At 47.1% G+C, this 13,552-nt stretch carries 10 protein-coding genes; 4 read left to right on the top strand and 6 right to left on the bottom strand.

From position 1 onward, the window contains the following. Positions 1–155: 155 nt before the first annotated feature. The 5 genes from KAI36_RS05295 to melA form a co-directional block, all read right to left on the bottom strand. Entirely contained in the window at positions 156–2,831 is a 2,676-nt protein-coding gene (locus KAI36_RS05295; RefSeq protein WP_220027155.1) for a PAS domain S-box protein, read from the bottom strand. A gap of 164 nt (positions 2,832–2,995) precedes the next feature. Next, complete coding sequence (locus KAI36_RS05290; protein WP_220027154.1) at positions 2,996–3,931, bottom strand: nucleoside hydrolase; 936 nt, start codon at positions 3,929–3,931, stop codon at positions 2,996–2,998. 174 nt (positions 3,932–4,105) lie between these two features. Next, complete coding sequence (locus KAI36_RS05285) at positions 4,106–6,259, bottom strand: glycoside hydrolase family 6 protein (protein ID WP_220027153.1); 2,154 nt, start codon at positions 6,257–6,259, stop codon at positions 4,106–4,108. 230 nt (positions 6,260–6,489) lie between these two features. Then, entirely contained in the window at positions 6,490–6,786 is a 297-nt protein-coding gene (locus KAI36_RS05280) for a hypothetical protein (protein ID WP_167686377.1), read from the bottom strand. A gap of 17 nt (positions 6,787–6,803) precedes the next feature. Further along, a complete protein-coding gene (melA, locus tag KAI36_RS05275) occupies positions 6,804–8,303 on the bottom strand; it encodes an alpha-glucosidase/alpha-galactosidase (protein WP_025722853.1) in 1,500 nt (499 codons plus the stop codon). Positions 8,304–8,566: 263 nt separating this feature from the next. Here melA and KAI36_RS05270 point away from each other — a divergent pair, with 263 nt between their 5' ends. Then, positions 8,567–9,412, top strand: coding sequence for a Cof-type HAD-IIB family hydrolase (locus KAI36_RS05270; RefSeq protein ID WP_023987289.1), 846 nt, complete (start codon positions 8,567–8,569; stop codon positions 9,410–9,412). A 62-nt stretch (positions 9,413–9,474) separates the two neighbouring features. Here the strand turns inward: KAI36_RS05270 and KAI36_RS05265 are convergent, their stop codons facing one another. Next, positions 9,475–9,624: a hypothetical protein gene (locus KAI36_RS05265; RefSeq protein ID WP_196233344.1), complete on the bottom strand. Its 150-nt coding sequence runs from the start codon at positions 9,622–9,624 to the stop codon at positions 9,475–9,477. A 122-nt stretch (positions 9,625–9,746) separates the two neighbouring features. On the opposite strand from KAI36_RS05265, the gene KAI36_RS05260 reads away from it, so the two are divergent. Genes KAI36_RS05260 through KAI36_RS05250 form a run of 3 tightly spaced genes read left to right on the top strand, consistent with a single transcriptional unit; the run spans position 9,747 to position 13,499 of the window. Next, the gene (locus KAI36_RS05260) at positions 9,747–10,745 is read left to right on the top strand and encodes a sugar-binding protein (protein ID WP_220027152.1); all 999 of its coding nucleotides are present in this window, start codon (positions 9,747–9,749) and stop codon (positions 10,743–10,745) included. Then, positions 10,742–12,187: a sensor histidine kinase gene (locus tag KAI36_RS05255; RefSeq protein WP_220027151.1), complete on the top strand. Its 1,446-nt coding sequence runs from the start codon at positions 10,742–10,744 to the stop codon at positions 12,185–12,187. The genes KAI36_RS05260 and KAI36_RS05255 overlap by 4 nt, the downstream gene beginning before the upstream one ends. Continuing rightward, positions 12,162–13,499: a response regulator transcription factor gene (locus KAI36_RS05250; protein WP_076264449.1), complete on the top strand. Its 1,338-nt coding sequence runs from the start codon at positions 12,162–12,164 to the stop codon at positions 13,497–13,499. The genes KAI36_RS05255 and KAI36_RS05250 overlap by 26 nt, the downstream gene beginning before the upstream one ends. The last annotated feature ends 53 nt before the right edge of the window (positions 13,500–13,552 follow it).

The raw sequence follows: 13,552 nt of genomic DNA, 5'->3' as shown, positions 1-13,552 counted from the left end.
CCTCCTTTCAAGACTTATTCTGATTCACTTGTATATACTGAACTGTTCTAACTGTACTATCATTAATAGTACAGTTAGAACAGTTTGTCAATCTTTTCTTTGGGTATTCCTTACAAAAATGGCCGTGATGCATCATGCATCACGGCTATCTCTTTTTAGCCTTCCTTTGACTCATAAGGTTCATCACGGCTTATATTCGCAAGCGTTGAACCTTCCGGCAGCTTAAGATCCAGCTGGAACCGGAACGTCGCTCCTCTGGCCTCATCGCTATCCACACCAATGGAACCCCCCATCAGCTTGACCAAGTTTTTACAGATGGACAATCCTAGTCCTGTCCCTCCATATTTTCGGTTCAGTGCCGGATGAAGCTGGGAAAAAGGCTGAAACAATAGATGCTGGCGGTCTGCTGGGATACCGATTCCAGTATCCGTTACACTGAACTCAATCAGGCATCTATTTTTACGACGGCTGTAAGCCTTTCTCTCCACAAAGATATTTACACGTCCTCGCTCCGTAAATTTGATCGCATTGCTCACCAAATTCACCAGCACCTGTCGAATACGCACATGATCACCGACCAGCATCCCCGGCATTTCCTGATCCACATGCCATTCCAGCTCAATGCCTTTTTCCATAGCCTGCGTCATGAATAGGTCAGCCACACTGCCCACCACATCATCTAGCACAAAGGACTCGTGCAGCAAAGACATTTTGCCAGCTTCGATTTTGCTCAAATCCAGTATCTCGTTCAATATCTGCATTAAAGCACCGCTGCTACTGGTAATAATGTCTATATAGCTACGCTGCTCCTCATCCAATTCAGTATCTGCCAGTAACCCCGCCATGCCTATAATGCCGTTCATCGGTGTACGGAGCTCATGACTCATCACAGAAAGAAACTCTGACTTGGCACGATCGGCGCGTTCGGCAGACTCCTTGGCACGAATGATCTCCTTTTCATTCGTCCTGTCTACAAAAACCATCACAGCCCCTTTTCGCTCGCCATTATCCATCAAAGGGCTGATTCGATAGGAGGCCAGAAAGCTGGACCCGCCTTTTTTCCAAAATACAGCTTCCTCTGCCTGATAAGAGGCTCCGCTTCGAATCGCTTGAAGAATAGAGGACTGTTCGTCCGGAAAATGACTGCCAATTTCGTCAGCATGGAGGATCATGTCTATGCATGCGCCATTCAGCGGATTGGCCGATCCTACGCCGAACATCTCGACAGCTGCCGGGTTCATAAAGCGGACATGTCCTTCGGTACTTAAACCCACAATTCCTTCGGATACGGCATTCAAAATAAGCGAATGCTCATTACTGAGCTTTTCAATTTGAGCAATGTAGCTTTTAAGAGGGGTAACATTTTCTATAATCCCGTAGCAGCCTACAATTTCCTCTTGCACGAAAATCGGGATATTCGTCATCTTGATGAATAGACGCTCCCCCTCCTTATGTATAAATTCCGATTCATAGGTTTGCGTCTCACCCTGCTTGGCCAGCTCCATGTGACGCTTGATTTTGTCCTGTTCCTCAGAGGAAGCCATGATAAGTATGTCAGCCCCAAGCAGCTCATCCCTCGTATAACCCGTAAGCTCCTCCAAGCTCGGATTCACGCTCAAGATATGACCTTCCATATTCACGGCGCATATCCCGAGTGGATTATGCTGAAACAGTGACCTATAACGGTTTTCACTTTCGCGCAGACGCTGCTCCATTTCCCGGTGCTCTGTAACATCCTGGATCATACCGACCACTTGAACGGGCTTGCCTGCATGCTCGTCCATTTCAGCTTCCCAGATTGAACGCAGTACCTTTTGTTCCCCATTCGGTAATACAATCCGGTAAAAGGTTTCTTCGTGAACTCCCTTTAATATAACGTTGGTGATAATCTGTTTCATGCGCTCTGTATCTTCTGGATGAACAGCCGCCATGAACGCGTCAATACTTGTTTCAACCGACTTGACACGATAACCAAAAATGCTGCGAAATTCCTTGGAGAAATGCATAACATTGTTGACCAGATCCCAGTCCCATGAGCCGAACATCGCCAACCGTTGAGCTTTTGCCAAATTCTCCTCGCTCTTCTGGCGCTCTGTGATGTTGCGTCCGATGGACAGTACTCGCTTGATTCTGCCCTGTTCATCCCGAATAATGCGGTACGATACTTCCAGCCACAAATAGTGCCCGTCCTTATGACGAACACGCCGCTTCATGATGCCTGTTTCCTTGAAGAGTCCATGTACACGCATATAATCGGCATCTTCAACATGATAGAATTGGAGCCGCTTTTTGCCGAGCATTTCCTGCTTCGTATAGCCTAGGAGTTTTTCCACCGAAGGAGAAATATATTGGAGTATGCCGTCCGCCGTGCTATATGAGATAACATCCGGCGTATTTTCCGTAATCAGCATGTACAAATCCTCATTATCCGAGAGCACCTGCTCCATATCTTTTTTCTCCGTGATATCCATTGCATACGCAATCAAATAAGATTGTTCGGTAGCCTCATCATCAAATATGGTTAATTCCAGCGATAGCCAGACGGATGTTCCCCTTTTATGTTTCAAACGCAGCTCTGTCTTATAGACTTGATCCGTAGCCTTTAGCCAACCTGCGTAAGCCTCCCTCAACCCTTGCTGATCCTGAGCCTCTTTATACAAGAGATGGTAATACCGGATATCCAGTAATTCCTCCTGCTCATATCCGACCATTTTGCAAAAGGCGGGATTGACGTACAGGCACTTCCCCTCCCTCGACAAAATCACGATTCCTGTCGGGGCATGATTATACATATGTTCCAGCAAAGGCAGTCGTCGAGCAGCAGAAAACACAATGAATCTCCTCCTTTGTGGTCCGGCAATTTTTCTAACTATACCTATTCTAACATGATATGGGATTTTATAGCAGTGAGTCCACCTCTAGATGAAGGCCCTTAAAACATGTATGCACAAAAGATTGCCGATGCAGGTTCATCGGCAATCTTCGAATTATTTTTTTATACCACCCGGCTAAGAAAATGACGCAAAAATCGCTCCGCATCGACTTTAAGTGCCACATCAACCGTAGCCAGTGCTTGAGCTTCGTTCTCATTTTGCACCTCACGGGTGCGACCAACTTCAGCGGAATCCCCCACCTCAACGGCAATGTGCATTGGACGTACCTCCACAAAGCTAGAATCTATCGCTAATCCTACAGCCAGTGGATCATGCAATGCACAGCCTGCAATACCAGGTCTGAAATTGCGATAGGCTTCCATATAAAAATCTGTCATATCTGCCATAAACGCGCCCAGCTCGGTCCCTTGCTCACGCCATTTGTCTACATCCTGCTGGGGAAGCAGCGTTTGCATCGTGACGTCCAGTCCGACGAGCGTAAGCGGAAAGCCCGCTCCCAGCACATAGGCTGCGGCTTCTGGATCGGCATAAATATTCGCTTCAGCCGTCGGAGTTACATTGCCTTTCACTGTGACCGCGCCGCCCATAATGATCAGGCGGTCAAGCAATTGGGGCAATTCGGGACAGCGATCCAATGCAATCGCAAGATTGGTCAGCGGTCCCACAGCTACCAGGGTAAGTCTGCCTTCATAGCGACGAGCCTGTCCGATTATAAAATCAGCGGCATCCCCAGACGCAGCCTGACGGGAGGGGGCTCCTTTCAACTGATTGCCAATACCGTCTTCACCGTGAATATGCCGGGAATAAGGCTTGAACAGCTCCCGAGCATACGGCTTGTGAGCGCCAGACACGACCGGAGCCTCTACCCCCAGTTTTTCCAGCAGAATCAGTGAGTTACGTGTTGCCTCCTCCACCGAGATATTACCAAAGGTGGTTGTAATACCGAGTAGCTCCAATTCCGGCGAATGGACCGCGTACGCAATAGCAAGCGCGTCGTCAATGCCAGTATCTACATCTAAAATTAACTTTTTGCTCATGATGACCCTCCACAGTAGAACAGCATTCTTTTTTTCATTATACACAATTTCAATGCTTATTCCCTTGGTCATCAAATTCTTTATTCGAAGACGTAAAAAAAGGCTACGACAGTTATGCCGTAGCCTTCTTTTAATACTTTTTAATCACTCAAGGGCACATGTTCTGGCCAAATCCTAAGGCTCGATTCCCCATACCAGCTTATCATTGTGGAACAACGTTGCTTTGTTCCATTCTGCATAAGAGGTTTTGGTTGGATCGAAGGAGTAGTCATTGGATTCGTCCAGATTAGACCAGTCACTTTTGTTGATGCGGATCTGAATATCACCTGTTTGCGCTCCGGCAGCAAGCGTACCAGCAGCAGCACTGAAACCAATTTCAATATAGTTGTCAGTAAAGGTACGCAGCACGTTATCATTGCCTACTTGCGCATAGTCTACTGCAGATTGCAGCTCTTGGCTGCCTTCTTTCGTGAAGTAATAGCGGACTTTGAGCTCACTCAGCTTCACAGGTGTTGTCCCTTTATTTTTCAGGTTAAAGAAAGGCTTGGCAGCGTTATTCGCTGGATCGGTGTCCCCGGCCCGGTACATTACAACCAGATCACCCGCTGGTTCTGTAGGTTCTGTTGGATCAGTCGGTGTACCTTTAGGTTCAGCGCTTACCGTTGCGGAATCCTTACTTGTTCCTTTCGCATTCGTAGCACTTACAACATAGAAGTAAGTTGTTCCGTTCGTCAGCCCCTTATCCGTGTACTCTCTTTCCGTTACAAGAGGCGCAACGGCTGTAAAAGGACCTGCTTCGCTAGTGGCACGTTTTACCGTGTAGCTATCAGCACCGGTAGACGCATTCCAAGTCAGCGTTACCTGAGCATTGCCCGCAACTGCCTTTAAGCCTGACGGTACAGCTGGAGCTGTAGGTGATGGATCCACACCACCAGATGAAGGGACAATCGCTGGATATGCATTTTGCACCAGCATCGCAAACTGATCATGGAACCAAGCTCCTGAAATAGGTGCATTCGGTAAAGCATCTGTTAATGTGCCATCCTTAGTGGTATAGGTAGGATCACAGTATCGGTCAAAGCCTTTACCCTCATCGTTCGGAATGAGCGAGCTGGAACCATCGGAATCACCCGGAGGTTTCGCCCATACATAAGCATCGACATGGGAAGCTGGAGCTGTTTGCGGCGGCGTACCCATACCTGCTCCGCTGCTATTACACCAGTTGCCGCGATGCGAGCGTTTGTCTACACGGCCTGAGTTTACATAGGAGTTAATATCACTGCCAACAGCGGCAGTCGGACGGTTAGGTCCTCCCCATCCATTACGGCTCGTATCAATTAACATACCGAGCGAGCTGGGCCAGCCTGCATTGACAAAATCTTTATGCAATGACTCTGTGAAATGCAATTCATCAAAATTAGGATTCCATTCGTAGAACTTGGACGATTTGATCGGTTGTCCACCGATATTCAAATCTGGATTAGGCAAGTTAGGTTCTGTCAGCGGTGAAGTATTGGCTGTATTCGAGATAAAGCCGTCCACGCTGGACAGACCTTTGCTAGTATCTTTGAAGATAGTTGTAAACAGGGATACCGTTGCTGAACGATTGTTATCCCAACCTAACCAGCCAGAGTGACCGATATCCACGTATTTGTACACATTCGGAATCTCGTTCAGCTTATTCATTGTATACTTGATCCCGGCTTCATAAATTCCTGTAGATTTGGCTTGCGCACACTGAGGAGTATCCAAATTGGTTACCAAGTTTGGTAAGCTATCTGGTTCAATAATCGCTACAATGCGAATATCCTGATACTTCGGATTGGCAAAAATAGCAGCAATTTTATCGACATAATCCTTTTTGTACGTTTCCAGCCCCGCTTGGGTCAGCGGCAGCTCACCGTTGGAAGCCAAGGCTTTACAATCCCGTCCGGGCAGATCATATACAATAAACTCTGCCGTAATTGGTGTGTTGCCTTTCTTTTGCGCCAACACTTGATCCAAATGCGCCTCCAGGCCAAGCTTGCCTCCACCGCCGTTAATGGCAGCGATGCGATCAAGCCATACGGCTGTCGGGAATGTTTTGACAGTTTGCATTTTAGCTTTCAGATTGGCATCAGTAATCTTGGCAATCGATGTGTCGACACTAGCCGCATAATCAGGACTAACGTATTTTGTCGCCCCTTGGTAAGGATTGTCCACATGAGATTCTGCATGTATTTTATCCGTAAATCCTGCACCTGGTAGAAAGCTGCTTGCGACGAGTGATAGCGCAAAAGCATACTTCATGCTTTTACGAAGCACTTGCTTTGTTTTCAATTGCTTCACCTATCTTTCCGTGGATTTTGTTGAATCTTCCTATGTCGGCACCTGATTGTTACATGATTAAATGTGAGTTACGCCTACTCTCTCCAAAAAAAAGCGGCGTTCATAGTTGCGAAAGGTAAGCGCTTTCTATTTGTCCATGCGCTCACATTTTCCCCTTTTTGTCACCTCCTATGTTAGATTATAGTGAGCTGGAAATCTGCTGTAAATTGAATAAATTAAGGACTACATTATTAATTAGGCATATGAATTGCCACTTTAACGGTTCGTCGTGGCACCTCTTTTTCTGAAACCGGTTCCTTCATTTGTTGAACTTCCCTGCTATGACAAGCTCTCAGGAGATTTAGGATCGACAGCAAAAGAGCGAATTCAAAAAAAGCAAGACTGTATTCTTTAATTTCCGTCAGCCTAAATCGACAACGATAAACTCCAGAACGCCAACTATGCCAAATCGTTATATCTATCGACAGCAAAAGGGTGTTTTCAGGCCACATGACCATGAAAACACCCTTTAATTGTTGTGAAGACAATCTCTGCTCTTGTTGTTCTACACTTTTTCGCGATCCTTGCCTTTGTCGGATTGCCCTGCATTTTTATTGGCGGCATCCCGATCCAGCTGCATTTCTTCAACCGTCTTCACCTTAAGTCGCGCTGCTCCCTCATAAGGTCGGGTTGGAATCAGATCGCCTGCAGCCAGACGTTGACGCGCCTCGGCAATCGCTGCTCCGTATTGCGGCAGCCATGCTTCCTGCGCCACCAGCATTTCATCGACCATCTGCCAAATTTCTTTCGGATTACACACCGCGCCCACTAGCGGATCCATCATAAACGCTTGCCGCAGCAGCTTATCATCTCCGTGTACAGCCGCTTCAACAGCCAAACGCTGGACGGAAATACTTACATTGCAGACGGCAGCAAGACCGAGCGGAAGGTCTCCTACATGTGGCATGGAGATACCATTTCGATCCACATATCCAGGCGCTTCAATAATCGCATCGTCCGGCAAATTGGAAATCACACCGTTATTTACGACATTAAAATGCCCCCGGTATACACGTCCGGTTTCCAGACCTTCGATAATGTATGAACCATGCTCCTCACCGCGATTTTCCGCCTTGTACTCCAATGGATCTTCTTTCATCCAGTTAGGGAAATCTGTTTCAAACCAATTACGTCCTTCTGTACATACACGCAGATAGCCGCCTGTTTCTCCGTTGATCCAGCTGCCTAGATCAATCCAGTCCAGAATTTCATTCGGACGCTTCCGGTACCAAGGTACATATTCACTTAGATGGCCATTCGACTCTGTGCTGTAATAGCCAAAACGGCGAAGCATGTCAATGCGTACCTTTTCGGTGCGGCTATATTCGGGATGTTTTTCAAAAGCCTCCAGCAGTCCAGCTGTCAGATCCTTGCCTTCATGTGACGCCTGAATGTACCACGTCTGGTGATTGATTCCGGCGCACACAATGTCCACATCCTGCTTCTCCAGGCCATACACCTCGGCAATTTGGTGATGCCCATGCTGGACGCCGTGGCATAGGCCGATTGTACGCACACCGCTGTATTTATTGCAGGCCCACGTAATCATCGCCATCGGGTTCGAGTAGTTCAGCAGCAATACATCCGGTGCACTTAGCTCGCGGATATCCTTGCAGATGGCCAGCATTTCAGCAATACCACGCTGACCGTACATAATCCCTCCTGCACACAGTGTATCGCCCACGCATTGATCCACGCCATATTTCAGCGGAATATCCACATCGGTTGCAAAGCCCTCCAGCCCGCCTACCCGGATGGTACAAATGACGTATTTGGCATCTTTTAGAGCTATCTTTCGGTCCGTAGAGGACTGTATTTGTATGGACAAATTATTCTCACGAATATCCCGCTGGCAGAGCTCAGTAACCATATCCAGATTGTGCTGACTGATATCCGTAAAAGCCACTTCAATATCGTTAAATTCCGGCACCGATAACAGATCTCGTAAAATTCCACGGGTAAAACCGATGCTTCCTGCTCCAATAAAAGCTACTTTAAATGACACGGCATTCAACCTCCGGTAATTAGAATTGGTATATACCGTCATTGTAGCAATAGGTCTGTGGAAAGCGTTATCAAAATCATGACCAGTTTCGTATTTAGGTGTCAAAAATCCTAACTTTCGCTTTAGCAGAGGGTTGCCCATTTCCATTTCGTTCCATCCGTTTCTCTCTTTCTATCTAGTGTTTTTTCAGTTCAATATGTACTTTAAGTGCGGTAAATGTAGTAACATAAAAGAAAACATTGGAGATCAAGGAGCAGCCTAAGATGAACAAAAAGATTATCTTTTTAGATATAGATGGAACGCTAGTGGATGATGATGGTATGATTCCCGAATCTGCAAAAACAGCATGTATCGAAGCGAGAAAGAACGGACATCTGATTTATTTATGCACTGGCCGATCCAAAGCGGAGATTTATGATTTTATCATGGAGGTCGGTTTTGACGGGATCATCGGAGCTGGCGGGGGCTTTGTAGAAATCGAAGGCGAGATGTTATATCACCACAAAGTATCGGATGAAGATGTTAAACATATGGTCGATTACTTTGATGAACATGATTTGGACTTTTATTTGGAATCGAACGGGGGACTGTTTGCGAGTAAAAACTTTTTGCCCCATGTGGAACGGCTTATCTATGGTGATGTGGACAATGATCCCGTAGCCAGAGAAAAAAAAGAACAACGTCCGCATCCTTTTATCACTGGCCTAACTATAGGAGAGGACAACCTGTACCGTAGTGACGTGAACAAAGCCTGCTTTTTGGAAAACAAAAATGTTCCTTTCGAACAGATCAAAAAGGAATTTGCAGGGAAATTTGAGGTTATTCAATGTACTGTATCTGCTTTCGGGCAAGACAGCGGCGAGCTAATGGTTCCCGGTATTCACAAAGCCGTAGCTATTGAAAAGCTTATTGAGCATTTGGGAAGATCCCAAGAAGACACCATTGCTATCGGAGACGGGATGAACGATGCTGAAATGATTGAATATTGTGCGCTAGGAATTGCTATGGGAAATGCCAAACCAGGCCTCAAAGCCATTGCAGATGACATTACGGATGCTGTGGATGAAGATGGACTGTTTCACAGCTTTAAAAAGCATGGTCTGATTTAGTGAGGTAATTTTTTTATACTTAAGCCCCTGCAGTAGTTTCTGGACTTAAAAATGTCCTAATTCTACTGGTAGGGGCCTATCTCCAATGCTATCTTTCCACGGAATTCACTTAGTGCTTGCTCGGCTTCCATCTCCTCACTACTTGTAAGATGGGCAAACCATTCTTCAAATATCTGTTGTTGCTTCCCCTTCAAGATTTCTACTTTGGTCATGTACCTTGATTAAAATATGGAATTCCTCCTCAATAACCGCGCTTATGCTGACGATAGCTGCGTGCGGTTGTTTTGTTGCTGTATAATGAGTGAGTCTGTAAATATTTACAAAGGAGCAAGACATGTCAAACCGTAAATGGACATTTATCCTTATCCCAGTCTTCCTGCTATTTGCCTGGCTGCTCTTCCAGTTCACTCTGTCTTCTTTTCAAATTCACCAATTTGCAGAGTTATTGAAGACGGTTTCTCCAAAAGACGGGGTTTCCGCTACAAAAGTCGTACTGATATCACAGGAGTTGGATAATTATTACTGGCGGTCAATCGAACAAGGAGCCCGAAAGGAAGCGGAACAGTACGGTATGCGGCTCGATTATATCGGGCCGGACCGCATTAATCCGTCCGAGCAGGTCAAACTGCTGGATAAAGCGATCGCCAGTAAGGCGGATGCAATTCTGGTTCAAGGGATAAATGATCCAGAGTATCGCCGATTAATCGACAAAGCAGCCGGACTTGGCATACCCGTCATCACGATCGATACGGATGAACCAGATTCCCGTAGACTAGCTTACGTGGGAACAGATAACGAAGGAGCAGGAAAACGGATGGGCGCGCTGTTAGCGAAAGCCTCTGGAGAGCGTGGCGACATTGGAGTTATGATCAGTAGCGAGCGCGTCGAGAATCAGCGACTCAGGCTTGCTGGATTTCGTTCCGTGATCGGTCGCTATCCCAAGCTCCGCATTGTGGAGATTCGCTCCTCGAATATTTCACGGCTTCAGGCAGCACAGCAAGCTCAGAACATGCTCACCCGGTATCCGCAGATCCGCTACATGGTCGGATTCAGTGCGCTGGACGGCCTTGGCATTCTGGAAGCCTCGGAGCGAGGCAGAGCGCGGAATTTGCAGATTTTCGCTTTTGACGATATGGCCGAGACGTTGAAAGCCATCAGAGATTGCAAAATCGAACTGACCATTGTTCAACAGCCAGAGGAAATGGGGGCTAAGTCCATAAAATTGCTGAATGATTATCTAAAGGGGAATACCCCCCAGGAATTAACATACACCAGGATATATGAGATGCATGCGGACACTCCCGACAACATGACCGGAGATGACAGACGATGACGATCAGAACGAAGCTGCTTCTGTTCATCCCTCTTCTAGTTGTGTTCGCCAATATCATCGCTTATTTTGTATTCCAAAGCGGAAAGGTCGTACAACAGAGCTACGATGAAATGCTTGGCCGCATTCTTCTCATCGAGCAAACCTCCGAATCGGCGGAGAGCAACTTAAATCTCCTATATGCCTATCTGCTTAATCCAAGAGGCGATAAGGCTGTGCAGGGCCCGACAGAATACCAATTGATGCAGTTGAAAGGCAGAATTCAGGAAGTCTCCTCCTCGACCGACCCTTCTTTCGCCGAGGAAGACTACGTGAATCTGTTGGCTACATTTCTTAAAGAGAAACAAGCCGCAGTTCTGGATGCAAAGGCACAAGATCCTCAATCGGCTTTTGAACATTATATTGAAGCGGAGAAAACCGTCAGCTATATTCATGAGGAGGGTCAGCAACTGATCGATGATGAACTGGCTTATTACCGGCCAATCATTGAGAACATCCGGAACAAGAATGAGCGAATGAACGGATGGGGAGTGGCGTTGTTCGGCATGAACGCGCTGATGGGGGTTTTGCTTGCAATCTGGGTCTCGCGCAGCATTACTGGCCCTGTCGGCAGACTTGTCGGACTGGCGAAGCGAATCGCCACAGGTGATCTGAATATCAAGCCCCAACCGCGACGGGATGACGAGCTAGGCGTACTGTCGGACGCCATTTCGCAAATGTCCACCGATTTGAGTATCCTTATCGAGAAGGATAAACAGAGTCTGGAAATGCGGCGGCTTGTGAAGGAACTGGAGCTTCTGGCTCTGCAAAATCAAATTAACCCGCACTTTTTATTCAATACCTTAAATGTGCTCTCCAAGCTGGCGATCCTGGAAGGGGCGGAGAAAACCAGCGACCTGATCGTTTCGCTGTCCAATCTGCTACGGTACAGCCTGCAGAAGCTGGACAAACCCGTAACTCTCCAGGAGGAACTGGATCATATCCGCGAATACGTAACCATCCAGCAGGCGCGCTTCAGGGACAGAATTCGCTTCGATCTTCACTTTGACGCTTCCGTACTTCAGCAGCAAATTCCGGCCCTGACGATCCAGCCATTTATTGAAAACGCTTTTCTTCATGGTGTGGCAGATATGGAAGACGGAGCCATTATCGTGTTAACGCTGTCGAGAGCAAACGAAGATGTACAAATTGAAATTTCGGACAACGGAAAGGGCATGACAGAGGAAACCCGACTGTCCGTACTCCATCTTAAAGGCGAAGTCGAAAGCGGCAGTTCAACAGGACTTGGAATGCAAAATGTGTTTAGGCGGCTGCAGTTGTTCTACGGAAAGGAAGGAATGGTTGAAATCAATAGCAATATCGGACGAGGTACTACCATAACAATACGAATTCCAGTCAAGAAGGAGAGTGAGCAGACTGATGTATCGGTTGTTGATCGCGGATGACGAGGCTTTGGAGAGAGAAGGACTGGAATTGACAGTGGAACGGGCGATGCCGGGGATATTCCGGTTTATTCATGCCGGCAACGGCCGCATGGCGATTGAATGTGCGGAAGAGCACCGTCCCCATATTGCCATTCTGGATATCAATATGCCTGGAATTGACGGGCTTGCGGCGCTTCGTGAATTAAAGGAACGGCTTCCCGATACCCGATTCGTGCTCGTCACTGCCTATGATTATTTTGCCTATGCCCGGGAGGCGCTCTCTTTGGGTGTGAAAGAATATATTCTGAAGCCGGCGAAGCGAGAACTGATCATCGGTACACTGAAACGACTGATTGAAGAAATTGAGTGCGAGAAGCGGGCACGTACGGAAGAATTGGAGCTTAGGCACAAAATCTCACAGCTGATGCCGCTCGCAGAAAATGAGCTGGCTTTAATGCTTATGGTTGACCAGACCGTGGATTCGAGCGCTTCCCAGCTATCGGAATGGCTGGACTTTCCTCTTGATCAGGGAAGCGCCATCATTGCCGCCTTTGACGGATATACGGACGAGCAGGATAAAAAGAAAATTTACGATCATTTCCGAAGCTATGTAAAAACGCATGGCCCGAATGCCATTGTAAGCTCCTTGATCGACCATCATGTAGCCACTTTTTTACGAAAGCCGCCTGTCACCGGCGAAAACGACTGGCGGCAGTTGGTTAATCACCTTGTTCAGCAGCTCTCCGAGCTTGCCCAGCAGCAACTTGGTATAAAGACGGCCATTGGAATCGGATCGCTGCATAGCGGCGAGGAAGGACTTCGCAAGTCCTATTTCGAAGCCGTTTTTGCCTCCACCCTACGCAAGCGGGATGGAGGTTTCTGCCACTTTGACGAACTGAAGTCATCAGAGGCTGGAAACGCTTCTTTGCTTGCCATCAAAGCGGAGAATGGAATGCTTCAGCAGACGTACGTCATGTCAGCACTGCAACGGATACGCGAACAGCGAGAGGTTCAAACACTGACTATGCTGGGTAGGGCGAAAATGTATATCGAGGAACGGTTCAACGATGATCTTTCGCTGGAAGAAGTGGCTGATTTTGTCCATTTGAATCCTCACTACTTCAGCAAAATTTTCAAACAGGAATACGGAGAAACATTTATCGACTTCGTAACCCGTCTGCGAATTGATAAAGCCATCTCTCTGATTAAGGCCGGCAACCTTACTCTTAAGGAAATCAGCTTTGAAGTGGGTTATAAGGACCCGAACTATTTTAGCCGCGTCTTTAAGAAGATAACGGGTGTTCCTCCCACTGAGTTCAAAAGCCAAAAATAGTAGAAATTCATCCATGCCGACTATCGGCATGGATTTTTTTAAGCTCGAATGAC

This window comes from Paenibacillus sp. S02 (assembly GCF_019454065.1).
GTDB classification, from domain to species: Bacteria; Bacillota; Bacilli; order Paenibacillales; family Paenibacillaceae; genus Paenibacillus; species Paenibacillus polymyxa_B.
This window is presented reverse-complemented; position numbering and strand designations above follow the sequence as displayed.

Excerpts from the sequence above, each read along its gene's own strand:
- KAI36_RS05270 (WP_023987289.1), top strand. The coding sequence starts at position 8,567 with ATGAACAAAAAGATTATCTTTTTAGATATAGATGGAACGCTAGTGGAT.
- KAI36_RS05255 (WP_220027151.1), top strand. The coding sequence starts at position 10,742 with ATGACGATCAGAACGAAGCTGCTTCTGTTCATCCCTCTTCTAGTTGTG.
- KAI36_RS05250 (WP_076264449.1), top strand. The coding sequence starts at position 12,162 with ATGTATCGGTTGTTGATCGCGGATGACGAGGCTTTGGAGAGAGAAGGA.
- KAI36_RS05265 (WP_196233344.1), bottom strand. The coding sequence starts at position 9,624 with ATGACCAAAGTAGAAATCTTGAAGGGGAAGCAACAACAGATATTTGAA.
- KAI36_RS05260 (WP_220027152.1), top strand. The coding sequence starts at position 9,747 with ATGTCAAACCGTAAATGGACATTTATCCTTATCCCAGTCTTCCTGCTA.
- KAI36_RS05290 (WP_220027154.1), bottom strand. The coding sequence starts at position 3,931 with ATGAGCAAAAAGTTAATTTTAGATGTAGATACTGGCATTGACGACGCG.